Source organism: Priestia sp. YIM B13489 (genome assembly GCF_042787645.1).
Taxonomy (GTDB): domain Bacteria; phylum Bacillota; class Bacilli; order Bacillales; family Bacillaceae_H; genus Priestia; species Priestia megaterium.
On sequence record NZ_JBHZOQ010000053.1, the window covers coordinates 2,845,077 to 2,869,885 of the forward strand.

Sequence of the window (24,809 nt, forward strand, 5' to 3'; positions counted from 1 at the left end):
TCCATTATCAACCAGTACCGACGAGTCATTTTTAGGTCTCAAAGTAGCAGCCTTCAATGTATAAGTTCACAATGAACTCCGCATAGTTCATGATATCTTCTTCTGTTATATCATCATCGGAAACGATATCCATCCTATACCCATTTAACATGCTGCAAAACGCTTTTGAGTGTAAAAAAGCATTTTTTATTTTCTGCTCTTCAATCAATTTAGCAACAAGCCCGTGATAATCCTCAAAAAATTGATGAAGACGACCCATCATTTCTGGCATTTGGTGTGGGGCTTGCCAAAAAGAGTCGGGATATTTTTTAGTTTCGTAAAAAAAGAGCAGATGATGCTTCGCAATTGAATACAGCTTTTCATGAAACGTTTGGCATTCATCCGTTCTTCGCTTTGCATGATACAAAAACTCATCAAACGAACGATTGTTCACAGCGATATAAAGCGACTCTTTAGACGAAAAGTACAAGTAAAGCGTTCCTTTAGATACACCCGCTAGTTTAGCAATATCAATCATTTTTGCTTCATAGTAGCCTTTGGATCCGAACACTTCAAAAGCAGCATCTAAAATTTTCTCTCTCTGCTGTTTTCGGTTTGTCATGGTAAAAAATCCTCTCATACGTTTTCGATACTATACATATAAAATAATTAAAATAACTTGTCAACACGTAGTGTGCTCTTTTATCCCTTGCATCACAAGAGTATGTCAGTTTTTTAAACAAAACACTTCTATAGAGCAAATTAAAGCGTTTTCGACTTTTTTGTGACAGATACAAATGATGCTTGTATATGAAGAGCTCGCTATGGTACATTTTTGTCATTGATACAGAAATTTATTCCGTCGTTACGGGAGGAGAAAACATGGTTCTTACATCACCAATCGGTCGCCTGCGTTTAGTAGGAATTTTAGAAGGAATTTCATTTTTACTGCTGCTTGGCATTGCTATGCCGCTAAAATATGCAGCAGGCATACCAGAAGCTGTATCAGTTGTAGGCGCAGCACACGGTGCACTTTTTGTGCTGTACGCTCTTGCAGTCGTTCATGTAAAATTCGCGCATAAATGGTCAATCGGCCGCTCTTTATTTGCGTTTCTTATGTCGGTTATTCCGTTCGGCCCTTTTATTTTAGAGAGACAGCTGAAAAAAGAACAGTAAAAGAAAAGAACGTCACGGACATCATGTTTCCATGACGTTCTTTTTCCTTACTGTTCACCACTGTTTTCGCTAAAATGGTCAATCGTTTTCCACCACTTCAGTGAGTGAGGTTTTAATAGCATTCCAATTTCTTCTGGGCTAATTTGCTGATCTATAATCATTTCATGCATTGCTTGAAAGAGTCCCGTTGTAACAGCTTCTTTCACATCAGCTTCACCTTCTATATACAGCTGTTCAATCGCTTCAAATACGTCCGGTTCACGCTGGAGCTGGCCGTTATATTCAAGAGAGATTAAATGACCCGCAACACGGCTTAATTCATGCTGCAGCTCGTCTTTATCGTTGAGGTCCACTTCTTCGCTTGGCTCAAAAGATGGGCAAGCTTCTTTTAGTAATGGAATAACATTTTGTTTTGTAATCATATCTAAATTCCCTGCCTTTGCATGTGTGACAAATTCTCTATTCTTTACCCTTTTCTCTTTTTCTATAAACTTCTTTTACAAAACTTTTCCGTTTTCTACAACTACTTCTCCTTTTTTCACTACGCAGTCAATATGATTTAAGCCATACTGATATTGAAGGGTTCGATAACTAGAGACATTAAAAATCGCTAAGTCAGCCTGTTTTCCGGCTTCAATACTCCCAATCTTATCTCCTTGATTAATAGCATGAGCTGCGTTAATAGTTGTGGCTACAAGCACTTCTTCAGGACTCATGTTCATATTCATACATGCCAGGTTCATCACAAATTGCTGTGAAGTCGTTGGAGATGAACCTGGATTGCAGTCTGTAGAAAGAGTAACCGGAACGCCTAAATCGATCATTTTTCTAGCATCTGGCCATTTCATTCCAACAAATAAGGAATTCCCCGGTAAAAGTGTCGCTACGATCCGTTTTTCAGCCAGTTTCTTTAATCCTTCATCAGAAGCATACAAAAGATAATCTGCTGATATCGCTCCTACCTCTGCTGCGAGCTCCGCTCCTCTGCAGTATTCAAAGGGGTCGGCATGTATTTTAGGAAGCATGCCATGGCTTTTCCCGGCTTCTAGTATTTCTTGACATTGTTTGAATGAAAAAGCATTTGGAAGACATACAGCATCATTAAATGCTGCAAGCTTATAAGAAGAAATTTGAGGAATCATTTCGTGAATAAGTAAATTGACGTATTTCTGCGTATCTTTTTTATATACAAGAGGTACGACGTGTGCGCCTAAAAAGGTACTTACTACATCAACTGCGTGCGTATCATTCAGCATTTTAGCGATTTGCAGCTGCTTTAGTTCTGTTTCTAGTTCTAAGCCATACCCGCTTTTCACTTCTATAGTTGTGACTCCGTGAGCTAGAAAAGACGTAAGACGCTCATAGCTCTGCTGATAAATCCGGTACGCATACTCTTCCTGTGTTTGAACAACAGTGGAGTGAATACCTCCACCTTCTTCTAATAAATCCAAGTAAGAAGTTGGCCTTTCAAACCGCCTATAAAATTCTTCTTCACGCGAGCCAGCGTACACAGCGTGTGTATGGGGATCAATCAGACCCGGAGTCACAATTTTATGAGAAGCATCAATAATCGTTGCGTCATTTCTTTCCCTTTCATATTTTTGTTCTAGCTCTTTTGTTGTACCTACGGTCACAATTTGATCTCCTTCTATCCAGACTGAGCCATTTTCAATCACCGTTAAGTTTCTCATTTCTTTTCCAGCTAAAGGACCTTTATTTTCTTTGGCCGTTACAACTTGCGAAGCATTTTTAATCCATAGCGCTTTTTTTGACATCGTTGAATTTCCCCCTTTTCTAGCGTGTACCACGTTTTGGGGCCTCATGTTTACCGTAAACTCATTTAGATTCACCTACACATTTCGCGCCTCTGCCTTCTTTCTTGTAGGTAGAAATTTGAAAAAGCATATCCATGGTCTGAAAAGCGTGTTTTTAAGTCTTTAAAGCTAGATAACTTATAATTTTTTCAATTATATACGCTTTTAGACCCTTTTTTTCTCCGTTTTCTTACTTATTAATTCTCGTTTTATCCAAATATATCTCTATATACTAAATCTTTTATCACATGTATTTTATAAACATCACGGCGATTTCCCCTCAACAGGATAAATAATAGATTTCTAGGAATAGAACGTTTATAATATTCTTTGAAGTTTTACTTTTAGAAAGATTCACTAATGGAGGAAGAAATATGATTGTCAACTATAAAAACCAAGCAACCGGTCATCGCATGAATAACGGCTGGAATCTTTTCTATGCGTCAAACTTAACGATGTGGCGCAAAGATGAAAAGTATTTGCTTTTAGATGAAAACCAAGATGTAGTGATGATCTTTGGCTTTAAAAAAGACGAAATCATTCTAGATAAATTGCAAACGTGGGGCTATACATTTGGTGTCCATCCAGAGAAAAAACAAATTTCCTGCTTGCAGCGTCAAGAAGAAATTGGTGAATAAAAAGAGGGCTGAATTTCTTCAGTCCTCTTTCTTATTAATGAGTTTGTTGAAACATAGCGCTCAGCTGTTTTTTTTCAGATGGTTTGACAACATAATACCATGTACCATCTACCATTTGTCCTTCTCCTTTTACGGTTACCGTTTCGAAATCAGGCCGGCCCTTCTTAATAACGTTATACATCGTAAATGCATCGCTGACATCAATATTCGTTCGAATATGCTTCTTTACAAGCGTGAGGAGACTTGGAATGTTTTTCACCGTTGACATGTTCATTCCTTTATCTAATAGAGCTTCCACTACTTGGCGCTGGCGATTATTTCTACCTAAATCTCCTTTTGGATCTTCGTGTCTCATCCGCACATAGGCAAGAGCTTTTTCGCCGTTCAACGCATTTTCTCCTTCAGGAAAGATAAATGAATCAAACACAAAAGGAAACGGGTTCTTAACGTATACTCCCCCAAGTTCATCTACTACATCTTTAAAGCCTTCCATATTTACTTTCACATAATAATCGACATCGACATCTAAGAAGTTCTCAACCGTGCGCACGGTTAAAGGAATGCCTCCGTATCGATAAGCATGATTAATTTTCTCATCCGTTCCTTTTCCATCAATGTGCACGCGCGTATCTCTAGGGATCGGCATAACTTTTGCTTTATTGTGGCTCGTATCTAAGTTGACCACCATTAATACATCTGAGCGGCCTGTATCTCCTGGCCTTTCATCTACGCCCATAACTAGTACATTAAACGAGTGAGGCTGCTCTTTAGCAGATGTTTGCTGTTGATAGGCAATTCCAAATCCAGCGGTTCCTAAAAGCAAAATACATGCCGCTAAGATCCCTATTTTGTATTTTTTCATTCATATGGTCTCCTTTACACGTCACTTACTCTCTATATGCCTTAATGAATGAAAATTTATACCTTTTTAGAGAAATTTAAGCATACGTCAAAAAAGCCTGCTTGTTGAGAAGCTGGCTTTTCACTAGTAGATTTTAGCTTGATTTTTGATGCACATCACGCTGTGCCCATTCACTTTCTAACATACTCATTTCAATTAAGCTCCAGTACTGTCCATCTACAAGCCGGACATCTCGAAGAAGGCCTTCGCGTGTAAAGCCAATTCGTTCATAGGACTGAATCGCCCGCTCGTTAAAATCAAAGACGCCGAGCGAAATTCGGTGAAGACCCAGTTCTTCAAAACCGAAAGCTAACACTTTTTCAAACATGTGCGAGCAAAGCCCTTTTCCTCTATACTTTTCACCAAGCAGCACTCGGCCAATTCTTCCTGTTTTATGATAATAATCAATATGAGCAAGAGAAATATGCCCAATAAGCTGTTCATTTTCATCTATGACGGAAAAAGCATAGGTAGAAGCACCATCTTCATTAGCATATCGAATGTAGTGTTTTAACTGTCTAGGAGTCAGCGGAAAAGAAAAGCTAGAGCCGCTCCATTGCACCATAAATGACTCGGAGGGAATCCAATCCATTAGCTGTTTAAAGTCTTTTTTGGAGAACGGTCGTAGAGCTATCACATAATTCTCCCCCTTATTATTTCTGACTTTTCTAAATATATTACATTTATCATAATAAACTGTCAACTGTCTATGTAAAAAAAAGCCATCATTTCGATGACTTATAGCTGTAATGCTTTTCTGAGAAGAGTTAAATCATGAGTGAATTCAAAAAAATAGGTTCTATTTTCATTGTCAAATACCATCATGATTGGCTTTTGATTCGGCTCAAGAACAAAAATAACTTCACTTGCCAGCGTGTTGACCGCACTATTTTCAATTTTTACGGCTGGATCAAGAGGTACTTTAACAAGATAGCCTTTTTTAGGAAGCGGACTTGCCTTTTTATATAAACCAGTAATGGACGCAATACTTTTTTCAGCTTCTTTTTGAACATTTGGAGGTTTGAGCGTTGAACGAACGACTCTGCCCGTTTCAATTTGAAATATCTCTACTTTTGGCTGTTCAGCACTTACTGCCTGCGGAAAAATAAAAGCAGCGAATACGACGCATACAGCCACCCATTTTCGTATCATTTTTAGCACCTCTTTCCATTCATTGTGGATGAGATGGAGATAAGAATGGTCGTCTCTTCTTATACTATGACCTATTTTTATGTATTTATTTCACTAAATGAATGCCTATACTTCCATGTTTTTGTCATGTTCTCAGAACTTCCTCTATACACTACTAATAAGGACACGCTGTATGAGGTGATAAGATGTCGTGGTTTGAAGCATTTATTTTGGGAATCATTCAAGGGCTTACAGAGTTTTTACCGATAAGCAGCACGGGACATTTGTATTTAGGGCGCCACTTATTTGGCTTAGACGATGCAGGATTGTATCTAGATACGATGCTGCATATGGGCACTCTGCTTGCTGTATTTGTCTTTTATAAGCGTGAGCTATGGCATATTATTCGTCATCCTTTTAGCAAGCTTACAGGGCTTTTAGTGATAGGAACGATCCCTGCAGTTGCGATTGGTCTTTTGTTCAAAGACTATTTTGACAGTATTTCTAAATCTGGCTTAACGATCGGCTGGGAATTTCTTGCGACAGGACTGCTGTTATGGTTTGGTGATTCCGTAAAAAATGGCTATAAAAAAATGGATCATATTTCATACGGAGATGCCTTTTTTATCGGCTCGTTTCAAGCAGCTGCGATATTCCCTGCTGTATCTCGATCTGGTTTAACCATGGTAGCTGCGTTAATGCGAAAATTAGACCGTGAAACAGCCGCTTACTTTTCATTTTTATTGTCGACTCCCGCCATTTGCGGAGCGGTGTTACTTCAGTTAAAAGATGTAGTCACAGGTGAAGTCGAGCAGCTTTCCGTTTTCTTTTTATTCGTCGCCACCCTTTCATCTGCTTTATTTGGTTATGTAGCGGTAAAATGGATGATCAATTATTTAAAGCATCATTCATTAAAAACGTTTGCAATTTACGTTTGGATATTAGGTGCAGTCGTGCTGGTTTGTCAGTTTACGGGGGTGTTTTAAGATGAAGATGAAAGTCCGGACGCTTTTTTTAGTATTGTTTTTTGCCGGCATTTTAGTCGTGACAAGCTATGTTGATAACAATTCCCAGCAGTCGTTTAACAGCTTATCTCACCTTTCACTTGATGGAGGAGCTGTTGAAACCTCTGCAGATGAAGACGAGGCGGAACAATTAAACATGTCGGTCAAAGAAGTTCATGTTAAAACAGAAAAAAGAGGCGGATACCGAATTGAAGTGTACGAACAAGTAAATGTTTATAAAGATGATAAAGGAAAAGTAGTAAAAAAAGTTCCCACAGGAGAATATCAAACGTTGAAATATAAACTGAATGAAAAAAAATAAACCACTTACCGAAGTAAGTGGTTTTATTTTTAATGGTTAAAGTGAGCTGCAAGAATCCACAGTGTACCAACAACGATACAAAGTGCAATAAAGAAACTGTAAAGAATATTTGCAACCTGTACTTTACCATTTTCACTTTCAGTCATGTGCATGAACATTACTAGCTGCATTGCTGCTTGTAATAACGCTAGGATCATGATAAGAGTCATCGTAATGCTTCTTGATAGATCAGCTAGCACTACTAAACCAAGCGCTGCGAATGTTAAGGCTAGTGAAAGGATAAGCCCAAATACATGACTAAGCGGAAAACCTGCTTTTTGGCCTTGTTTATTTTCCATGTCTTATCCCACCAATCCGTTCAAGTATACAAGCGTGAAGATGAAGATCCATACAACATCAAGGAAATGCCAGTATAAACCGATAATAAATACTTTACGAGCAGTAACTGGTGTTAATCCTCGTCTTACTAATTGAATAATAATACTGATTGCCCAGAATACACCGACTGTTACGTGAAGACCGTGCGTTCCAAGTAGTGTAAAGAACCCTGATAAGAAGGCACTTGTTTGCATTGTTGCACCTTCGTGAACTGCGTACATGTAAAACTCACGAATTTCGTAGAAAAGGAATCCTCCACCAAGGACAAGCGTAATCACGAACCAAACTAAAAGTCCTTTTAAATCATTATTACGCATTTTAAAGATGGCAATTCCCATCGTGAAACTACTGAATAGTAGTAACAGCGTTTCAATCATAAAATCTTTAACAACGAACAGTTCTTCTGCAGTAGGGCCACCCGCTGTACGCGTATGGTACGTTAAGTACGTTACGAACAGCGTAGAGAACAACGCGATCTCGGCACCTAAGAAAATCCAGAATCCAAGGATATTCAGGCGACTTTGTTCTTCTTGGTATTCTAACGGCAATGATTTATCTAAATGTCCTGCCATTATTTGTCACCCCCTGTAATTCCTTCAACCTTCTTGATTTCATCTACTTTTACATAGAAGCCTGGATCATAATCAAATGAACGAGCAAGCATACAAGCAAAAATACCTGCTAATCCAACGATTGCCATTGGAATCCATTCAAATACTAAGCCAAATCCACCGATAAACCAGAAAATACCTGAGATAAACGGCACACCAGAGTTGCTTGGTAAGTGAATTGGTTTTAAGTCTTCTGCTTTAATTTCTGTTTCATTACGTTTTTTCATGTGCCAGAATGCATCCATCTCTTTCACATGAGGAATTACTGCAAAGTTGTAAGCTTGAACTGGTGATTTAGTCCACCACTCAAGTGTACGACCATCCCAAGGATCGTTTGCAGTGTCGCGTTTGTTTTTCCATGCACTGTATAATAAGTTAACTACTAATACGAAGAAGCCAAGACCCATTAAGAATGCACCGATTGTTGAAACTAAGTTTAATCCGTTCCAGCCAAGGTTGTCTGCATAAGTTTGCATACGACGAGTCATACCGTCTAAACCTAGGAAGAATTGTGGGAAGAAACATACGTTAAATCCAACAACAAAAATCCAGAATGAAATTTTTCCTAATTTTTCGTTCAACGTGTGACCGAAAATCTTTGGATACCAGAAGTATAAACCTGCGAAACAGCCAAACACTGTACCAGAGATTAATACATAGTGGAAGTGAGCGATTAGGAAGTAACTGTTATGATATTGATAATCGGCTGATGCCATCGCAAGCATAACCCCTGTTACCCCACCGATTACGAAGTTTGGAATAAACGCTAATGACCAAAGCATCGCAGTCGTAAATTTGATACGGCCTTTATACATTGTAAAGAGCCAGTTAAAGATTTTAACTCCGGTTGGTACGGCGATTAACATCGTTGTGATTGAGAAGAACGAGTTAACTGACGGTGAGTTACCCATTGTAAAGAAGTGATGCACCCATACAAGGTAACTTAAGAATGCGATACCGACCATTGATACAACCATTGCTTTATAACCGAATAAGTTCTTACGAGAATGTGTACTGATAACTTCTGAGAAGACACCGAATACCGGTAAAATAACGATATATACTTCAGGGTGACCCCAAATCCAGAATAAGTTAGCCCACATCATTGGAAGACCGCCGTTAGCCATTGTAAAGAAGGCTGTTCCGAATACACGGTCAAGTGTCATAAGTGCAAGCGCTACTGTTAATACAGGGAACGCGAAAATAATAATAATTGATGTGATGAAGATTGACCAAGTAAACATTGGCATTTTCATCATTGTCATGCCAGGGGCACGCATTTTTAAGATTGTTACAAAGAAGTTGATACCAGTCATTAATGTACCAGCACCAGCAATCTGTAGTGAAACGGCATAGAAGTTATTTCCGATACCTTCACTGAATTCTTTACCTGCAAGCGGGAAGTAACTTGTCCAACCTGCATCAGGAGCTCCTCCGATTACGAAAGAAAGGTTAAATAGCATTGCTCCCATAAAGAATGTCCAGAAACTAATTGCGTTTAAGAACGGATATGCTACGTCACGCGCACCAATTTGTAATGGAACGATTACGTTCATTAGTCCGATAATAAATGGCATTGCCATGAATAAGATCATGATAACACCGTGAGCCGTGAAGACTCCGTTGTAGTGATGTTCATCTAAAATGTTCATACCCGGGAATGCAAGCTGCATACGCATCATGATTCCATCGATTCCGCCGCGGAAAAGCATTAATACAGCTGAAAGGATGTACATGACACCGAGTCTTTTATGGTCAACTGTTGTTAACCATTCTGTCCATAACCATTTCCATTTCTTGAAATATGTTAAGACAAAAACGATACCGATGACCGTCATAGCGATTGCTGCATCAGCAGCGTAAATCATAGGTTCGCCAGTGACGAAAAATTCATCTAGCTTCATTATGTCTTCCCCCAATCATTACGTTATTTAGTGTAATAAATGAATGTTATTCATGATTTGAGTGATCCATGTTTTCCATTTCTTCATTACTCGTTTTTTCGTCTTCTTTCATCTTGCTGTGATCATGTCCTGTACCACGTTCTAGCTCTTTGCCAGGAATGTATACATCTTTTGCATGGTCAATCCATTTTAAATGTGTACCGTTGTAAGTTTGACGACCAACAACGCCTGGGCTTAGGATTTGATCATATTTCTTTTCAGTCAATTTACCAGCTGTACCTTTTACGTCACTAACCCACTCTTTAAAGTCTTTGTCCGTTTGAGCTTGAACTTCGAACTGCATTTGAGTGAAATGTTCACCAGAGAAGTTAGCACTACGTCCCATATAAGAACCAGGCTTATCAGCTTCTAAGTATAATGGCATTGACATGTTGTTCATCGAATATTTTTGTCCGCCAAGTTCTGGTACCCAGAATGAGTTCATAGGCCCTTGAGCTGTTAACTCAAATTTCACTGGCGTATCCGCTGGAATGTTTACGTAGTTAACCGTCTCGATATTTTGTTCCGGATAACTGAAAATCCATTTCCAGTTTGCAGATGTAACGTGAATCACGATTGGATCTTTATCCTTTGATTCTGCCGGTACTTCTTCTGCAGAATAGATCGCTTTAACAGTTGGCACTGCTAATAGAATTAAGATGATGATTGGGAATGCTGTCCAAATAACCTCCATCTTTAAGTTACCTTCTTGCTCAGGTGGCTCATAGTCCATGTTTTCAGGTTTTTCACGATATTTGACAAGAACAAATATAAAAATAGCAAATACGACAACAACCACGATCAACATCATCCACATAGACCAAATGATTAAATCAGATTGCGTTTTTGCAACAGGACCTTGCGGGTTCAATACAGCAAGCTTTGAACAACCGCTCAAAAATACTAGTGAAAGCGCAGATAGTAAACCTACTAGCTTCCAAAATCCTTTTTTTGGTTTCACTTAAAACTCTCCTTTCTAACAACACATGATGCGAAGCCTATATTGATGAACATTCAAAATGCGCTATCTTTCGCTAGATAACGACATTTTTATACAGACTCTCTTCCCCCTTATTTGTAGGCCACTACTATTGTAATACAAAATGACATTTTTTTCGTCCCTTTTGCTTTATTTTTTTATATTAAAAATATTCTAATATAGTGACTGTACCAATGGGGTTAGAGTGCTTCAACCTTGCGATATTCTATCACATAATTTGGTATGAATAAATGTAAATAAAAGGATTCAGCTCCCATTTCTTAACTATTTCTTTAGGAATAACTGCAAAATTAGCTTTGTATGTTTGCTTCAACATTGATATATCAATACACATCGACATAATTGAATATTTTGTGACAAATTTTCAAAGAAAATGTGACGCCCTGTATGAAACTTATTTTGCCCGTTAATTCCCCTTTACTTTATAGCAAATATTTGTTTTTTTTGCTTAAAATTCTTTCTTTCGAAAATATGAACAAAACGTGAATTTTTTTAAAAAGCTTTTTTTTATAGAAAAAAGCTGCGTGTTATTCACGCAGCTCTTGATCCATAAATTCTTTAACCGTGATATCATCCCCTGCTTTATCCAGCAGCGTTGTCGTTGCTGGAAACGGATGTTTAATATGACTCGGTATTTTTTCATACAGCACAAAATAATCACTTTTTGGGACCGCAGCATCAATTGTATATGTATCGTGCACCAAAGCCGCCTTTACTCGCTCAATTTGTTTACTTCTATTTGTTCCTGTAAACAGCGCATATGTCCCTTTATTTGTATGGATATCATCATAATCCACTAAATTGCTCATTTTAGTACTGACTTCAATACGCAGGCGTTTGTTCCATCCTTGCTTCAATACGGCCATTCCTTCTTTATCACCAGGTATGGAGAATAAGGCTATGTATGTATTAGAGTGATCAACCCGTTTAAAATCTTGCAGCGTAATCTTTGCAGAACCATCAATACTTTCTTTATGCTCCCAATTTCGCAAATGCTGCTGCACACTTGCAGCATTGTTTTCAATTGGATATCGAATCATCTCATACGCAACAATTACAACCGCTATACAAATGAACAGAAATAGCAACCGCTTTATCTTTCGCACATCTATTCACCTTCCTTAGCTTACTCCCCTTTTATGTAATTGCCTAAATTATAACTTCCTATTAAACCTCTGTCTATGCACTAGGAGAACTACGTTTTTTTTTACCACAAAAGGGATTTTTCAAACCTTTTGTCATAAAAATACGCTAAAAGACTCAGTAGCTGTTGAACCAAAAGAAACCGATCTCTGCCCCCCTTCTCATCTTCATAACAAAAAAAGATACCCGTTTTAACACAGGTATCTTTCAGCTTATATATCACAGCTTTCCAAAAGGAAACCCTATAAAGGGTCATTTGCTGTTCTTTTTATTACACACATCTTTCCGCACACATGTATCCCTTGACCTGATACCCATGTTTTTTGAGCTGCCGAATGCTTAAATTTCGGGAAATGCTGTCAGGAACAATTACGACCACTTCTTTATATGGAATTTCCTCATGCTGTCTCTCTAAATAAGGAAGCGGAATATGGATTGCTTTTTGACAGGGGTTTTGTTTCATTTCATGAAAATGACGAACATCTACATACGAAATTGTTGTAGAAGCACAGTCGACGGTCGTCACTTTCTTTATTCCCTGCACCGGCACATAGCGTTTATAAAAACTGTAACAAATTAATAAAAGTAAAATACCTATGCTCATATATAGTATCGCCATGTTTTCCTCCCAATTAATTTCTATACCCCTGTATGTATACTATATTCAAAAGAAAGAATCAACACAGAAGCACTCTATCTCATTTCTCTCTGTAAGAAAAATGGTCTTTTTACACTTTATTATGAAACCACAATAAAGTGACGAAATCAATCATTATTTATTTTGATTTTTCGAAAGATTTAAATACTAGTAAACAGATCGTTTTTTCTTATTATAATGAAGAAACGCAGAATTTTTATTTTCACTTCCCCTTTTCTTTCCAGTTAAAACTGAGGTTCGCTTATGAGTAATACATTAGAACCAATGTTGCACAAACGTCAGAAAAATGATTCTAAAAATGAAGGATGCGAGATAGGATAGTATGAACACGTGAAGGGAGAGATATGATGTTTGATTTGTACTATGTTGTATTATTTACAGATCAAGGTGAGGTAGCAGGCACATGCCCCATCTATATAAGTCCCGAAGAAGACGTTGAAAAAGAACTGTTAAAAAATATCACTTTGCATAAACAAAGGCTGCAGTCAAAAAAAGAAAAAGTGTTTTATTTTGACCAGGATAAAGAGGATATGACAGATTTATCAGATCACTATACACACATCCTTACATTTACTAACAGCGACAGCCAGATTGCAAAATGGCTGGAAGAAGCACATGAAAAGCTGTGCAAAACCGGTGAACTTTTTGTGGAGAACGGTTATTTCCAAAGCGTTTTTATGCAATATATTAATCAAAAAAACAATGTTTTAGAAAATTACTCGTATGACGTTTATGAGAAATCCGTAAAATTCATATATCGAAGGAGAGACTATATTATGATTGGCTCAGAAAAATACGAGTTAACTTAAAAATGCGATATATACCAAAAAGGAAAGCTTCGGAAACGAAAGCTTTCCTTTTTTAGATTAATCTCCGTTAAGGTTTGCCCGACAATTATTATGAGACAAAGAGGTACTTTGTGCTTCATGCTGTTTTTTCTCACCCTGCATTGTCATATCATCTTTTTCCGTTCTTCCTTTAGCGATGTGTTTAGTTTTATTTCCTTGGTTTAATGTCATGTTCATTCCCCTTTCTGGTGGATATAGTGTATGAAAATAACTCACACGCCATAAGAGGAAATGATATGAAAAAGCCCCTCTTAAATTGAGTGAGCTTTCTGCCTAAAACTGCTTTTCCTTTTATTGCTGAATCCGCATGAAAGGATATTCTCTATTTTAAACGTTCGCTTCTCGTTCCTTAGTAAGCACCAAGCTTTTACGCTCTGAGGATAAATTTTATACACAATAATAAATCGCTGTGTCAAACACCCTTTATCGTCCATATAAATAATTTCAACAGGTCGTCTTGAAGAGTAGCTTTCTTGAAGTAGCTGTCGCATAGAATTCGCTCCTTTAATTTTTAGTTTATCGAACGTATGTTCTTTTTTCAAGTGTTTTAAACTGAATAATTCTTTAGCTTTTACAGCTTAAAACGGGGAAAAGCATGGGGAAAATAATAAAAATCATACAAATATTAGGTAATTGTGATATGGTAAAAGGGATTACTTAAGTTGGGAGAGGTGCATGATGGAAAGTAACATACTTAAATGGATCCCCGTTCCTTACTTTCAATTAAATCAAGAAGGTGAAATCCTTCATTTTTCTAGTCAAGCACATTCTTATTTTTCTTCAGTCTCCAGTCTGTGGAGCATTATTCATAAAGACGATCGGAAACAAGCAATGTGGATGCTGTCACAGCACTCCTCATCTAACCCCATCATCAGGCATTTGCGTTTGAGAACGACCGATGATACATTTGTGAATTTTAAATGCACGATTCATTGGAAAAATGGTGTAGGACATTTAGTATGTACCGAAAAGAAGAATGTCAAGGATCCGTTAGATGTTGTATTATCTGCTCAATCCTATTTAGAAAACTCGGACAAACGATTAAAAGAGTCGGACAAGGTGTTAAATAATGCAGCAGATTTATTATTTAACCGATTAAAACGCTAATTAAGTAAACAAAGTCTAAGCTATATTTCATTATTTCTATCATTTTTAAAATCATTAAAAGGCTACCTACAGGGGTGGCTTTTTGTTTTGTTCTGCATGTAAAGTCATTCTCTTTTCGCCCGCACCATTTAGTACAGAGTACATACACTAATAGGCATACTTTCCATATTTATTCTTCCTATATTTATGTTTTGCTCAGAAAAAAATTCCGAATACTCAATAAATGTTTGAACATTTTTAAAAATTGACATATATTATAAACAAACAATCATTTGAATGTTTGAATGAAGGAGGAAATCATGCCAAAAGACCGCTGTGATATTTATTGTTTTAATGAAGAAAAAGTAAATCGTATTAAGCCTGCCATCGATGCCGAAGCTGTTCAAGGGGTTTCTGCCCTGTTCAAAGCGTTAGGAGATGAAACGAGGCTTAAAATTGTCTTGGCTCTGTATAAAGGCGAGGAATTATGTGTATGTGACGTAGCCAATATTGTAGGCTCTACAGTTGCGACTGCTTCTCATCACTTAAGACTGCTGCGTAATATAGGAATTGCCAATTATCGCAAAGAAGGAAAGTTAGCTTTTTATTCTTTAAGGGATGCACATATTAAACAAGTAATTGATATCATGTTTGCTAAAAAAGAAGACGTAACCATTTAAGTTTTTTTTACCGTATAGGGAGTGGGACATAATGAAACACGAAGATAAAAAAAATCATCAGCATACCGGAAGCTGCTGCAGCGAATCTTCTTCAACAGAAATTGAAAGCAAGACCTGCTGTTCCTCTTCTTCAGAAGCCGCTTCTACTGAAGAGCCTTCTTCCTGTGGCACAAAGAGTCATGAACACAGTCACAGCTGCTGTTCAGATACGATTGTGTTAACGACCGATAAAGGCCAGCATTCTTGCTGCAGTGATCACGATATAGTACCAGGCGACAGTGACATAGAAGAAACGGCTGAATACCGCGTATATGGAATGGATTGCCCTTCCTGCGCCGCGACGATTGAAAAAAGTTTAAAAACATTAAACGATATTCAACACGTAACCCTAAACTATAATACAGGAAAGCTCCAGGTAGCGGCGGCAAGTGAGTCAGCTCTGTCACTCATTCCAAGCTCAGTAGAAAAACTAGGGTTTAACATTGAGGCTATCCAATCAAATAAAAAAATGAAAACGTATTTGATTGAAGGAATGGACTGCGCGGCTTGTGCGAACACGATTGTGAATCATTTAAAAACAGTTCCTGCTGTCAAAGATGTACGCGTTAACTTTTCAACGGGAAAAGCACAAATTGAGCACGATAACGAAGCCGATGACATTATTAAAGAAGTATCTAAAGCTGGGTATACAGCTACTTTAATAACCAGCAGCAGGCAGTCTGCTGAGTCGCGGCACCATAAAGGGCAAAATGGACCGATTGTTTTTTCGGGTATTTTCATCGCATTAGGTTTTATCGGTTCTCATACAGGAATTGCTTCTTATATGACAACTGTACTCTACGCTATTGCCATGATTGTCAGCGGATATAAGCCGGCTAAAAGTGCTTATTACGGAATTAAAAGCCGTTCTTTAGACATGAATGTTTTAATGACCGTTGCAGCACTTGGAGCAGCTGTTATTGGGGAATGGCTTGAAGGTGCTACGGTCGTTTGGCTATTTGCTTTAGGTGTTGCTCTGCAAACAAGGTCGATTGAACAAACAAGAAACTCGATACGAGGTTTGATGGACTTAGCTCCTTCTGAAGCATGGGTGAAAGAAAACGGCCAGCTGATTAAAAAAGCAGCGGAAGATATTTCAATCGGCACTACGATTGTCGTAAAGCCAGGAGACCGAATTCCGCTAGATGGTGAAATTATAAACGGCGAATCCAGTATCAACCAAGCTCCTATTACAGGTGAATCTATTCCAGTTGATAAAGTAATCGGTGATACGGTTTATGCAGGCACCATTAACGAAAGCGCATCGTTAGAAATTAAGGTAACAAAGCTAGTGGAAGATACGACGATTTCTAAAATTATTCATTTAGTGGAAGAAGCACAGGAGAAAAAAGCGCCTACTCAAGCATTTGTTGATAAATTTGCAACCATTTACACGCCTATCGTCTTTATTTTAGCTTTATTCATTATGGTCATCCCTCCCCTGTTTGATGGTGCATGGAGTGAGTGGTTTTACAAGGGGCTTGAATTATTAGTCGTGGCTTGTCCATGTGCGCTAGTCATTTCTACTCCCGTCGCCATTGTATCTGCGATTGGAAACGCGGCGAAAAATGGCGTGCTCATTAAAGGCGGGACGTTTTTAGAAAAAGCTGGTGCAATCAATGCGATTGCTTTTGATAAAACAGGAACGCTAACAGAAGGCAAACCAGCCGTTTCAGAGGTTGTTTCCCTTTCTGCTGAAGAAAATCAGCTTTTAGCGATAACAAAAACGCTTGAAGACTATTCGAATCACCCCATTGCCCGTGCTATCGTGGATTATGCAGAGGAGAAAAAAGTCGGTTCTTTACAAGGATCAAATTTTAAAATCCTTACAGGAAAAGGCGTGCAGGCAACAATTCAAGAAACGGTTTATTACGCAGGTAATGCAAAATTATTCTCAGATTTAGAAACACCTCTATCCCACTGCTGGTCTCATATTGAAAAGCTTCAAAACGAAGGTAAAACGATTATTATTGTCGGAACAGCTAAAAGTGTTCTAGGTATTATTAGCGTAGCTGATACCATCAGACATACAACCGTATCTGCTTTAGAAAGCCTCAAACAAAACGGTATGCAGCAAATTGTGATGTTGACTGGTGATAACGAAGGAACAGCTAAAATGATTGCTTCTCAGTCTCGGATAGACCGCTATTTCGCCGATTTGATGCCTGAAGATAAAGTGAAAGCCATACAGCAGCTTCAAGATGAAGGCTATCAAACGGCTATGGTTGGAGATGGGATTAATGATGCCCCTGCTCTAGCTACTGCTGATCTTGGAATTGCAATGGGCGGTGCTGGTACTGATACGGCTATGGAAACAGCTGATATTGTTCTCATGGCAGACAATTTAGAAAAGCTTCCTCATACGATGAAGCTAAGCCGCAAAGCGTTAGCTGTCATCAAACAAAACATTTGGTTTTCTATTATTGTTAAAGTCATTGCCTTAGCTTTTATCTTTCCAGGATGGCTTACTCTGTGGATTGCCGTCTTAAGCGATACAGGAGCAGCGCTACTTGTTATTTTAAACAGTCTTCGCTTACTCAAAATGAAAAATTAAATGTAATCCGTAAGCTTTTCAGCAGGCGTTGGAAAGCTTATTTTCTAGGAGGGTTTACGTGAATAACCGCTGGAATCAATTTATTTATAAGTGTTGGGCTCCTTTTTACGATGTGTTTTTTAATAACGGGATGTTTTATCGAGCCAGAAAAAAAGTCTTTCAAGACGTCCACTTTTCATCTGAACAGCGCATTTTATTTGTAGGTGTTGGAACGGGTGCAGATTTAGCTTTTATTCCTCATGAAGTAAATGTAACAGCCATAGACTATTCCAGTGAAATGCTTCAAAAAGCAAAAAATAAATACAAAAATCCATCTATAACCTTTCACCAAATGGACGCTCAGCAGCTAACATTCGACTCTTTTTCGTTTGATGTAGTTGTAGCAAGCTTAATTCTTAGCGTAGTACCTGATGCGGAGCAAGCTTTAAAAGAAATGACAAGAGTAGCAAAGCCTAAGGGAACTATCCTGATTTTTGATAAATTTGAAACTAAAAAGAAATCAGCGGCTTTTCCTAAAAAAATATTCCGCCCCTTCGTAAAATTACTAGGAACGGATATTGGACTCTCTTTTGAACATGTGTTTGAAGCAAGCCGGGATCAGCTTATCTTGAAGGAGAATTCAAGCGTCATGTTGAAAGGTATGTATCGGAAAATTAGTTTGCAGAAAGTTGATGAATGACTTCAAAGACGAATGATGCCTTTTTCACATGATGGATGTACATACTATTGTCTAGCTTTAATTGAAGAAAGGATGAACATTTTGATGATAAAATCAAAGGTCATAACAGTTGTCCTTGCAGCAAGCATGGTCTCCGGCTGCGGAAACGAAAGTAAAGAAAGTTCAGGCAGCAAACGTACAGAAGCAACACAACATGAAGAACATCAGCAGCACACATTAGGTGATAAACGAGAAGAAACAAAAAATAGGGAAACTCTTCCCTCTTTTCTAAGTGACAAGTCCGAAGACATGCAGCTTATTTATGCAGCCGCTGCTAAGCATCAAACCTTACTAGAAAATATTCCTTGCTACTGCGGATGTGGAGAAGAAGCTAATCATCAAAACAACTACGACTGTTTTATCTTCGAAAACAAAGAAAACGGCGCAGTGACGTGGGATGATCACGGAACAAAATGCAGCGTCTGTTTAGAAATAGCGGCTCAAGCTGTAGTAGACTACAGCAAAGGCAAAAGCATCGAAGACATTCGCCAAGAAATCGATGATAAATATAAGGAAGGCTATGCCCCGCCTACTCCTACGCCCCAGGTATGATGCTTCAGTATAAAATAAAAATTAGTAAAAGACTTTGATTTCTTTATTCAAAGTCTTTTACTAATTTTATTATTGGTTGATAAAATCTCGGTTGACCTCACCTTTTTAAGTCCTTGTAAAACGCCATAATGTAAAAATAACACATTTGGACGTTTATTTACTGAATCCTCAGGGAATATGCTTTCTAACACCCAAATATAACCATGAGAGGAGAAAAAAACTATGAGTAATTCTGTAGAAACAAATCATTCAGCAAAAGTTGAAGGAGCAATTAATTCTATGAGCGAGGAGAAAAAAGAGGATATTCTCTCTAGCTTCGAAGGATTCAAAAGTTATCTAGGGGACAAGGTCTCAAAAGGCGAAAAGTTAGGGATGAATGAAGAACAGCTTGCTAAAACAGCTCAAAAAGTAGCTGATTACCTTGCCAAACATGAAGAGCCGCGCAATCGAGAGGAAAACCTGCTTCACGAACTGTGGAAGGTTGGAGACAAAGAACAGCAGCATCACCTTGCCCATATGCTTGTAAGATTAGTTCAATAAATAAAAAAGATGACACGGCAGCGTGTCATCTTTTTTATTTGCAGATATTAAACAGCTGGAATGATAATTTGCTGGCCAATTTGTAATTTTGCAGGATCCACACCAGGATTTGCATCCTGCAGCTGCTGAACGGTCATGCTATATTTTTTCGCAATGCTATAAAACGTATCTCCCGCTTGTACAGTATACGTAGCGACAGGAAGAACAATTTGCTGACCAATTTGCAATTTTGCAGGATCTACGCCAGGGTTTGCATCCTGCAGCTGCTGAACGGTGATATTATACTTCTTTGCAATGCTATAAAATGTATCTCCAGATTGAATGCTATAGAATGTAACTCCATTAGAAGATAAGTTTAAATACTTAGCAATTCCACGCGCGTGCGCTTCTCCCACTTCCCGAAGAAACGTAGCGTTTTTTAATTTTTCAGCGTCGGCTGTCGTATCGATAAACAAGTTTTCTGTTAAAACAGCTGGCATATTTGTTTCACGCAGTACAGCGTAATTAGCCGTTTTTAAACCGCGATCTGCAACCGTTCCAAATTTCTGCATGGTTGTTAAAATTTCCGTGTGCAGTTCTTTTTGTAAAAGATAAGATTGACTTCCCTCTTGTGATGGATACCGATACGTTTCAAATCCAGTACCGCTGCCAGCATTGATATGCATAGAAACAAAAATATCTGCTCCCCATGCATTAGCCCGGTTCGCTCGATCTGATAATGAAACAAACACATCGGTTGAACGAGTTACCTGAACATCTACGGAATAGTTATGTTCTAAATACGCCCGCGCGTGTAGTACAAGCTGCAGCGTAATATCTTTTTCACGCAAATTATTTCCTAAAGCTCCTGAATCTGTACCGCCGTGTCCTGCATCTAGCCATACTTTTTTCATGTGAACCTTTCCTTTCAATCATAATATGAAAGAACTTGTGATTAACACCGGCTTTGCCTGATGATTTATCTCTCATTCTATATATATATGTAATTGGACAAGAAGGGTTCGTCCCCTTAAAACATTCAAAAAAATTCACACAAGAAAGCAGGATTTCGCTAGGTATTCTCCGCTGTTTTAAAGCACAAAATAAAGATGAACAAATGGGATACATGAGCTGGACTGCTTGTTACACCGCTGTTGATTTCCGTGCAAGGCTTCGTTTTTCCCTCCAATCACCAGCTAGAAGCAACTGCATACATGAAACCTACTTTTACCATAGACATAAAAAATCCGAGCGAATTGAATTTATCGCTCGGATCTTCCTTTAACTAACGTCCACGCCTTTTAGTGCAGATAAAAAGCAGGTTCGCCATCTTATCTCCTGCTATTTCTCACTAAAAGCAATTTTTAAGCCAATAAGCGTAAAGATAGAGCCTTGCACGAGATTAAGCCGCTTAGACAGAGCTGGAGATTTTCGCAAAAACTCCCCTACTTTCCCTGCAAATAGACTAATTAACGTAAAAATAATCAGCGCTTGAACTAAAAATACGGCGCCATAAACGAGCATTTGCTGTGTGGCATGTCCGGTTGAATGATTAACAAACTGAGGTAAAAGAGCAAGAAAAAAAAGCGAAACTTTTGGATTTAGCAGATTCATAATCACTCCTTTTTTATATAGCACCTTGTACTCAACGGCTTCTTTGTTTTCAACAGCGAGAGCGGAATCTTTTGCTGTAAACGTCTTATAAGCCAGATATAATAAATAAGCTGCTCCAGCGTATTTTACAATAGCAAACGCTAAAGCCGATTGATAGATAACAGCCGATAGACCCAATGTTGCTGCAGCTATATGACCAAGCAAGCCCGTACAAAGCCCTAATGAAGTCGAGATTCCTGCATATCTACCGTTTGATATGCTTTGTGCTAAAACAAATAAGTTATCAGGTCCAGGCATAACCGTAAGCAAAGCGGCTACGCCTAAAAAAGAAGTGATTGATACGATATCCATAAGTCGTTCTCCCCCTGCATGATTTTGCCCACCATTATAGCATTTTTTACTATCTAGTATTCAAAAAAATAAAATTCATCCACAAAAGAAGAGGCTGGGACATAACTAAATCAATCTAATCTAAAGACAAACAAATGGGATACATAAGCTGGACTGCTTGTTACACCGCTGTTGATTTCCGTGCAAGGCTTCGCTTTCCGCGGGCGGCCGGTGAGCCTCCTCGTCGCTTGCGCTTCTGCGGGGTCTCACCTATGCCGCTTTTCCCGCAGGAGTCTTCGCCTTGCCCTCCAATCAACTGCTAGAACCAACTATACACATAAAATCTATATTCAACATAACAACAAAAAAACACGAACTACCAATCAAAAAATAATTAATAGTTCGCATTTGACTTCAACTGAAATACTTTTTTCCCAGCCTCATTTTTACTACTTATTTAATTTGTTTTTCTATGATCTGTTCTTTAGCTGAGGCAGTCTGTGCTTCCGCTGCTTTCATTTCATTATTAACATCGATTGCTTCTTTTAAATACTCAGTTTTGTATCCGCTTTTAAGTGCCCAAGCATAAAAGAAAAGTGCAACAATTGCAATAAGACCCATATCCCAGCCGTATTTAATAATATTGAGTCCCCCGAACTTTTCACTTCCTATCCAAGAGATTGTCATCATACATAATAAGTAGACAATCATCCAAACGCCAGCTCGGAAGTTTTGACCAAAGCCTTTCCATTTTGATTTTGCTTGGTAATAAAAATAAATTGGCAAACCAATTAAAATAATAAATAATACCTGTCCAGTTAACGGCCATCTTGCCCAGTAAAGAGTAAGTGAAGCAAAAATAAATCCAAGAGGCGCTATTACGCTTAACCCTTTTATACGTAAAGGTCTATAAAGATCGGTCCCCGTTTTTCTTAACGTCATAGCGGTAATAGGACCGGTAAGATATGAAATTAATGTAGCTACAGAAATAATTTCGGCTAATATCCCCCAGCCTCTAAATAAAAATAAAAAGATGAATGAGACAAATAAATTAAAGAACATGGCTTGACGGGGAACTCCGTAAAGCGGATGAACTCTTCCCAGTATATTCGGCAAGTATTTATTTTTTTCCATACCATAAATCATGCGTGACGTGGTAGCTGTATACGTAATACCTGTTCCTGATGGTGATACAAAAGCATCGGCATATAAAACAATAACAAGCCAGTTAATATTTAACGCAATCGCTAAATCGGCAAACGGCGAATTAAAGTTAAGATGACTCCATCCTTTTACGATTTCTGAAGGATTTACCGCTCCAATAAATGCAATTTGAAGCAATACGTAGATCACGGTCGCAATTAAAATGGATCCTACTACCGCAATCGGAATAGAGCGACCCGGATTTTTCGCTTCTCCCGCCATATTAATAGGGCTTTGAAAACCGTTAAAAGCAAACACAATCCCAGACGTAGCAACAGCTGTCAAAACGCTTGCCCATCCATTTGGAGCAACGCCTCCTGCAGAGGAGAAGTTTCCTCCGTGAAACCCTGCGAATAAAAGAGCACCAATTGTAAGCCCTGGAATTATAATCTTAAAAACAGTAATAAGTGAATTAGCTTTCGAAAATAAGCCTACGGTCCAATAATTTAAAAGAAAATAAATGATTAATAGTCCTGTAGCAATAGCCAAGCCTTTTCCCGTAAGAATCCCGTTTTCTACTAAACTGCCTGTCCATTTCGCCCACTCCCACGGCCATGAACTCATATACTGAACAGAAGCAACGGCTTCAACAGGAATAACCGATACGATTGCAATCCAGTTTGCCCAAGCCGCAATAAAGCCAAGAAATGAGCCGTGCGAGTATTGCGTATATTTAACCATACCTCCTGCTTCTGGAAACATCGATCCTAGTTCACTGTAAGAAAGAGCTATAAATAAAATAACAACCATTCCAATAATCCAAGAAGCAATTGCTGCGGGGCCTGCAATTTGAGCAGCTCTCCATGCTCCAAACAGCCATCCTGATCCAATAATAGATCCAAGGCCAACCATCATGAGAGAAAACGTTCCCATTTTTCTATGTAAGTTATTCATGTATCTAACACCTTTCTTCTATATTTTCTGAGAAGTGAGTTATTAAGCGCTTTCATTAAATTTAAAAAATAAAATTCATTTTGAACTTTAAAAATGCTGCTTAAAAATACTAACCAAAAGCTTTTCCATTCATTTACGCGCCCCCTTTCTTCATTTATTATTTGTTATTATATCATCATCAAGTTAAAAAGTACGCGTTGTGAATAAAAAATATTTTTATTTTTAGAATTTTGTGCGTTTTTTTAATTAAAAGTACGCGTTTTGAACACTAACATTCATAAGAGCTGCCTTTCCCTTGAAGTGATATACAAACGATCTTGTTGCAATAACCAGAAAAAAAGCAAGATAAAATGAATGCTTCATTTTATCTTGCTTTCTTTTAAGTTATTTCACAACAGCTAATACCGTTTCTTTAAAGCTGTTATAAACATACGACCAAAGAGCCGGTTCTTCTTTATATCTTGTTCGTAACGAAGAAAAGACTTCTTTTTGCTTTTCTTCAAACGAAGGATCTTCTTTTGAAGGAAGCGTGGCACGAAGCTCATCGACGATTTGCTGAACTTCGGGAGCACGGGGGCCCCACTTCCCAAGTAACGTCCCTTCATTATTAAAAATTAAAATAATCGGAATGGCACGCCCTCCGTTTGTTAAGTGGCGGTCAATTAATTCGGTGTCTGCATCTCGCAGTGCAACGCGCACATCGATACCGGCAGCTTCAGCTACTTTACGAATGATTGGGTTAATCATCATCGCATCTCCGCACCAATCTTCAGTAATCGCTAAGAAATGAAGCTTGTGAGCCTTTAATTTGTCAGCCAATCCATCTTTAGGAAGCTGAAATTGTTCATAAACAGCTAAACTTTCCTCTTTTAATGTACTCATGTCGTTCATATATGTTTGGATTGATTTTCCTTCTTCAAAATACTGCTGTTCTGTTTTCATCAAAATCCCTCTTTCTTTTTTGTATACGAATAGATGAGATGTAAAAATTCGGTTTACTCTTTTCTATACGCACTACTAGTATAGCTTTTAAGCACAGTGAATCAAAATATAAAAGTCAGCGCTTTTTTTAGC

Annotated in this window: 28 protein-coding genes; 11 read left to right on the top strand and 17 right to left on the bottom strand. The window is 38.2% G+C overall.

Translation table 11 applies throughout. From position 1 onward, the window contains the following. Nucleotides 1-31: 31 nt before the first annotated feature. A complete protein-coding gene (locus ACFX4W_RS20365) occupies nucleotides 32-601 on the bottom strand; it encodes a TetR/AcrR family transcriptional regulator (protein ID WP_016764786.1) in 570 nt (189 codons plus the stop codon). A 260-nt stretch (nucleotides 602-861) separates the two neighbouring features. On the opposite strand from ACFX4W_RS20365, the gene ACFX4W_RS20370 reads away from it, so the two are divergent. After that, nucleotides 862-1,155, top strand: coding sequence for a DUF3817 domain-containing protein (locus tag ACFX4W_RS20370; protein WP_013083888.1), 294 nt, complete (start codon nucleotides 862-864; stop codon nucleotides 1,153-1,155). A gap of 47 nt (nucleotides 1,156-1,202) precedes the next feature. On the opposite strand, the gene ACFX4W_RS20375 is transcribed toward ACFX4W_RS20370, so the two are convergent. Both ACFX4W_RS20375 and hutI read right to left on the bottom strand, forming a co-directional pair. Continuing rightward, complete coding sequence (locus tag ACFX4W_RS20375) at nucleotides 1,203-1,577, bottom strand: DUF7674 family protein (RefSeq protein ID WP_013057816.1); 375 nt, start codon at nucleotides 1,575-1,577, stop codon at nucleotides 1,203-1,205. A 75-nt stretch (nucleotides 1,578-1,652) separates the two neighbouring features. Next, entirely contained in the window at nucleotides 1,653-2,930 is a 1,278-nt protein-coding gene (hutI, locus tag ACFX4W_RS20380; RefSeq protein WP_043981442.1) for an imidazolonepropionase, read from the bottom strand. A gap of 413 nt (nucleotides 2,931-3,343) precedes the next feature. Between hutI and ACFX4W_RS20385 the strand changes: the two genes are divergently transcribed. Beyond that, entirely contained in the window at nucleotides 3,344-3,607 is a 264-nt protein-coding gene (locus ACFX4W_RS20385) for a hypothetical protein (RefSeq protein ID WP_013057818.1), read from the top strand. 34 nt (nucleotides 3,608-3,641) lie between these two features. On the opposite strand, the gene ACFX4W_RS20390 is transcribed toward ACFX4W_RS20385, so the two are convergent. The 3 genes from ACFX4W_RS20390 to ACFX4W_RS20400 form a co-directional block, all read right to left on the bottom strand. Further along, nucleotides 3,642-4,469: an LCP family protein gene (locus ACFX4W_RS20390; RefSeq protein ID WP_043981441.1), complete on the bottom strand. Its 828-nt coding sequence runs from the start codon at nucleotides 4,467-4,469 to the stop codon at nucleotides 3,642-3,644. Nucleotides 4,470-4,602: 133 nt separating this feature from the next. Continuing rightward, on the bottom strand, nucleotides 4,603-5,145 hold the full coding sequence (locus ACFX4W_RS20395; RefSeq protein ID WP_013057820.1) for a GNAT family N-acetyltransferase: 543 nt from the start codon (nucleotides 5,143-5,145) through the stop codon (nucleotides 4,603-4,605). Nucleotides 5,146-5,246: 101 nt separating this feature from the next. Then, nucleotides 5,247-5,660, bottom strand: a complete 414-nt coding sequence (locus tag ACFX4W_RS20400; protein ID WP_016764790.1) for a hypothetical protein — start codon at nucleotides 5,658-5,660, stop codon at nucleotides 5,247-5,249. Nucleotides 5,661-5,845: 185 nt separating this feature from the next. Between ACFX4W_RS20400 and ACFX4W_RS20405 the strand changes: the two genes are divergently transcribed. Further along, nucleotides 5,846-6,625, top strand: a complete 780-nt coding sequence (locus tag ACFX4W_RS20405; RefSeq protein ID WP_025751115.1) for an undecaprenyl-diphosphate phosphatase — start codon at nucleotides 5,846-5,848, stop codon at nucleotides 6,623-6,625. A gap of 1 nt (nucleotide 6,626) precedes the next feature. Next, the gene (locus ACFX4W_RS20410) at nucleotides 6,627-6,965 is read left to right on the top strand and encodes a hypothetical protein (RefSeq protein ID WP_043981440.1); all 339 of its coding nucleotides are present in this window, start codon (nucleotides 6,627-6,629) and stop codon (nucleotides 6,963-6,965) included. Between the two features lie 29 nt (nucleotides 6,966-6,994). Here the strand turns inward: ACFX4W_RS20410 and qoxD are convergent, their stop codons facing one another. The 6 genes from qoxD to ACFX4W_RS20440 all read right to left on the bottom strand — a co-directional run bounded on the left by qoxD (nucleotide 6,995) and on the right by ACFX4W_RS20440 (nucleotide 12,659). Then, complete coding sequence (gene qoxD / locus ACFX4W_RS20415) at nucleotides 6,995-7,303, bottom strand: cytochrome aa3 quinol oxidase subunit IV (protein ID WP_013057824.1); 309 nt, start codon at nucleotides 7,301-7,303, stop codon at nucleotides 6,995-6,997. A 3-nt stretch (nucleotides 7,304-7,306) separates the two neighbouring features. Next, on the bottom strand, nucleotides 7,307-7,915 hold the full coding sequence (gene qoxC / locus ACFX4W_RS20420; RefSeq protein ID WP_013057825.1) for a cytochrome aa3 quinol oxidase subunit III: 609 nt from the start codon (nucleotides 7,913-7,915) through the stop codon (nucleotides 7,307-7,309). Further along, nucleotides 7,915-9,858 carry a cytochrome aa3 quinol oxidase subunit I gene (gene qoxB / locus ACFX4W_RS20425; RefSeq protein ID WP_013083896.1) on the bottom strand — a complete coding sequence of 648 codons (1,944 nt, stop codon included), beginning with the start codon at nucleotides 9,856-9,858 and terminating at the stop codon, nucleotides 7,915-7,917. The genes qoxC and qoxB overlap by 1 nt, the downstream gene beginning before the upstream one ends. Nucleotides 9,859-9,904: 46 nt before the next feature. Continuing rightward, nucleotides 9,905-10,858: a cytochrome aa3 quinol oxidase subunit II gene (gene qoxA, locus ACFX4W_RS20430; protein ID WP_013057827.1), complete on the bottom strand. Its 954-nt coding sequence runs from the start codon at nucleotides 10,856-10,858 to the stop codon at nucleotides 9,905-9,907. Between the two features lie 566 nt (nucleotides 10,859-11,424). Beyond that, a complete protein-coding gene (locus ACFX4W_RS20435; protein WP_025751110.1) occupies nucleotides 11,425-12,003 on the bottom strand; it encodes a hypothetical protein in 579 nt (192 codons plus the stop codon). Between the two features lie 308 nt (nucleotides 12,004-12,311). Next, the gene (locus ACFX4W_RS20440) at nucleotides 12,312-12,659 is read right to left on the bottom strand and encodes a rhodanese-like domain-containing protein (protein ID WP_033580561.1); all 348 of its coding nucleotides are present in this window, start codon (nucleotides 12,657-12,659) and stop codon (nucleotides 12,312-12,314) included. 386 nt (nucleotides 12,660-13,045) lie between these two features. On the opposite strand from ACFX4W_RS20440, the gene ACFX4W_RS20445 reads away from it, so the two are divergent. Then, on the top strand, nucleotides 13,046-13,507 hold the full coding sequence (locus tag ACFX4W_RS20445) for a hypothetical protein (RefSeq protein ID WP_043981439.1): 462 nt from the start codon (nucleotides 13,046-13,048) through the stop codon (nucleotides 13,505-13,507). Between the two features lie 57 nt (nucleotides 13,508-13,564). Here the strand turns inward: ACFX4W_RS20445 and ACFX4W_RS20450 are convergent, their stop codons facing one another. Continuing rightward, the gene (locus ACFX4W_RS20450; protein WP_165574950.1) at nucleotides 13,565-13,717 is read right to left on the bottom strand and encodes a hypothetical protein; all 153 of its coding nucleotides are present in this window, start codon (nucleotides 13,715-13,717) and stop codon (nucleotides 13,565-13,567) included. Nucleotides 13,718-14,224: 507 nt separating this feature from the next. Between ACFX4W_RS20450 and ACFX4W_RS20455 the strand changes: the two genes are divergently transcribed. From ACFX4W_RS20455 to ACFX4W_RS20480, 6 genes are all read left to right on the top strand, one after another. Then, on the top strand, nucleotides 14,225-14,653 hold the full coding sequence (locus ACFX4W_RS20455) for a PAS domain-containing protein (protein ID WP_237074405.1): 429 nt from the start codon (nucleotides 14,225-14,227) through the stop codon (nucleotides 14,651-14,653). 299 nt (nucleotides 14,654-14,952) lie between these two features. Beyond that, the gene (locus ACFX4W_RS20460) at nucleotides 14,953-15,312 is read left to right on the top strand and encodes an ArsR/SmtB family transcription factor (RefSeq protein WP_013057833.1); all 360 of its coding nucleotides are present in this window, start codon (nucleotides 14,953-14,955) and stop codon (nucleotides 15,310-15,312) included. 31 nt (nucleotides 15,313-15,343) lie between these two features. Then, on the top strand, nucleotides 15,344-17,905 hold the full coding sequence (locus ACFX4W_RS20465) for a heavy metal translocating P-type ATPase (protein ID WP_043981437.1): 2,562 nt from the start codon (nucleotides 15,344-15,346) through the stop codon (nucleotides 17,903-17,905). A 58-nt stretch (nucleotides 17,906-17,963) separates the two neighbouring features. Further along, on the top strand, nucleotides 17,964-18,584 hold the full coding sequence (locus ACFX4W_RS20470) for a class I SAM-dependent methyltransferase (protein ID WP_043981436.1): 621 nt from the start codon (nucleotides 17,964-17,966) through the stop codon (nucleotides 18,582-18,584). A gap of 84 nt (nucleotides 18,585-18,668) precedes the next feature. Next, nucleotides 18,669-19,175: a PCYCGC motif-containing (lipo)protein gene (locus ACFX4W_RS20475; protein ID WP_043981435.1), complete on the top strand. Its 507-nt coding sequence runs from the start codon at nucleotides 18,669-18,671 to the stop codon at nucleotides 19,173-19,175. Between the two features lie 222 nt (nucleotides 19,176-19,397). Further along, nucleotides 19,398-19,715 carry a DUF3243 domain-containing protein gene (locus tag ACFX4W_RS20480; protein WP_013083905.1) on the top strand — a complete coding sequence of 106 codons (318 nt, stop codon included), beginning with the start codon at nucleotides 19,398-19,400 and terminating at the stop codon, nucleotides 19,713-19,715. 47 nt (nucleotides 19,716-19,762) lie between these two features. Here ACFX4W_RS20480 and ACFX4W_RS20485 read toward each other — a convergent pair whose 3' ends face one another. The 4 genes from ACFX4W_RS20485 to ACFX4W_RS20500 form a co-directional block, all read right to left on the bottom strand. Further along, nucleotides 19,763-20,608 (bottom strand): N-acetylmuramoyl-L-alanine amidase, encoded by an 846-nt coding sequence (locus ACFX4W_RS20485; protein WP_043981434.1) that lies wholly within the window; start codon nucleotides 20,606-20,608, stop codon nucleotides 19,763-19,765. 427 nt (nucleotides 20,609-21,035) lie between these two features. Then, on the bottom strand, nucleotides 21,036-21,659 hold the full coding sequence (locus ACFX4W_RS20490; RefSeq protein WP_013057840.1) for a LysE family translocator: 624 nt from the start codon (nucleotides 21,657-21,659) through the stop codon (nucleotides 21,036-21,038). Nucleotides 21,660-22,091: 432 nt separating this feature from the next. Next, nucleotides 22,092-23,735: a glutamate/serine transporter AimA gene (locus tag ACFX4W_RS20495; RefSeq protein WP_043981433.1), complete on the bottom strand. Its 1,644-nt coding sequence runs from the start codon at nucleotides 23,733-23,735 to the stop codon at nucleotides 22,092-22,094. A gap of 384 nt (nucleotides 23,736-24,119) precedes the next feature. After that, nucleotides 24,120-24,677 (bottom strand): thioredoxin family protein, encoded by a 558-nt coding sequence (locus ACFX4W_RS20500; RefSeq protein ID WP_025751101.1) that lies wholly within the window; start codon nucleotides 24,675-24,677, stop codon nucleotides 24,120-24,122. Between the last annotated feature and the right edge of the window lie 132 nt (nucleotides 24,678-24,809).